Here is a 1603-nt window from a genome sequence, read left to right as displayed (position 1 = left end):
ACTCACGCACGTATCAGGAAGGCGCTGCTTCTGCTTCTGCACTTGCTGTTGGCGGGCCGGCGGGCTGCAAGCCCGCCAGCGACGTACAATCCAGGCATGAGCCGCCAACGCCTGACCTTCGTCATCGCCGCCCATAACGAGGAACTGGCGCTGCCCCAGCTGCACCCGCGCCTGTGCGCGGTACTCGACGCGCTGGGCGATGTCGACGGCCACATCCTGTACGTCGATGACGGCAGCACCGACGCCACCTGGGAAGTGATCGAACACCTGGCCCATCCCGATCCGCGCGTCTCGGCATTGCGGCTGTCGCGCAACTTCGGCAAGGAGGCCGCGCTGACCGCCGGCCTGGACCAGGTGCGCGAAGGGGCGGCGATGATCCTCGATGCCGATGGCCAGGATCCGCCGGAACTGGTGCCGACCTTCGTCGCGTACTGGAAGCAAGGCTATGACAACGTCTACGGCACGCGCCGGGTGCGCGACGGCGAAAGTTGGAGCAAGCGGACCACGGCGGCCCTGTTCTACCGCGTGATCGGCCGCCTCTCGCGCACGCCGATTCCCGCCGATACCGGCGACTTCCGCCTGCTTTCGGCGCGCGCGCTGAGCGCGCTGCGCGAGATGCGCGAGCGCCACCGCTTCATGAAAGGCCTCTTCAGCTGGGTGGGCTTCCGCCGCGTGGCCGTGCCCTACCACCGCCATGCGCGACTGGCCGGCAACAGCAAGTTCAGCCTCTGGAATCTGTGGAACTTCGCCCTGGAAGGCATCACCGGGTTTTCCACCGTCCCGCTGCGGGCAGCGACCTACCTGGGCCTGGCGACCGCCGCGGCGGCGTTCGTGTTTGGCGTGTGGGTGATCGTCAAGGCCGCCCTGTACGGCGACCGTGTGGCGGGCTGGCCGACGATGATGGCGGTGATCCTGTTCCTGGGCGGCGTGCAGCTGATCGCCCTGGGGCTGGTTGGGGAGTACCTGGGGCGCCTGTACGAGGAGTCCAAGCAGCGGCCGCTGTACCTGGTTGACGCGTGGCTAGCACCTTCCGTGGCAGACTCGGGCCTGCAACCCACCCTGGGAGGGCAGGCAGATGACGTCGGTACGGCAACTGTTGGACGGCAAGTCCCCTGAAGTGCATGCGGTCGCGCCCGGCGCGGCGGTGATCGATGCGATCCGGCTGATGGCCCAGAAGGGCATTGGTGCGGTGCTGGTGATGGACGGGCCGCGACTGGTCGGGATCCTGTCCGAGCGCGATTACGCGCGCAAGATCGTGCTGCACGATCGTTCCTCGCGCGATACGGCGGTGTCCGAGATCATGACGGCGAAGGTGGTGACGGTGTCGCCGGGCGAGCAGGTGGAGCACTGCCTGCAGCTGGTGACCGACTACCGCATCCGTCACCTGCCGGTGGTGGAGGGCGGATCGGTGCTGGGGGTGATTTCGATCGGCGACCTGGTGAAGGCGGTGATCGACGCGCAGCGGCGGGAGTTGGACCAGCTGCAGCAGTACATCGTGGCGGGGTGAGTTTTTCGCTGGCGGGCTTGCAGCCCGCCGGCCCGCTTTCTGAAGCCAGAGCCAGAGCCAGAGCGCAAGAGCAGCGCCTTCCTGATGCGTGGGAGG

The 1603-nt window shown here is 67.6% G+C and carries 2 protein-coding genes; both read left to right on the top strand.

Features of this window, described 5'->3' with window-relative positions; genetic code table 11:
• Nucleotides 1–96: 96 nt before the first annotated feature.
• Nucleotides 97–1116: a glycosyltransferase family 2 protein gene (locus IAE41_RS22250; protein WP_200734600.1), complete on the top strand. Its 1020-nt coding sequence runs from the start codon at nt 97–99 to the stop codon at nt 1114–1116.
• A complete protein-coding gene (locus tag IAE41_RS22245; RefSeq protein WP_079222826.1) occupies nt 1076–1507 on the top strand; it encodes a CBS domain-containing protein in 432 nt (143 codons plus the stop codon). The genes IAE41_RS22250 and IAE41_RS22245 overlap by 41 nt, the downstream gene beginning before the upstream one ends.
• Nucleotides 1508–1603: the final 96 nt, after the last annotated feature.

The organism is Stenotrophomonas sp. S39, from assembly GCF_016624665.1.
Taxonomy (GTDB): domain Bacteria; phylum Pseudomonadota; class Gammaproteobacteria; order Xanthomonadales; family Xanthomonadaceae; genus Stenotrophomonas.
This window is presented reverse-complemented; position numbering and strand designations above follow the sequence as displayed.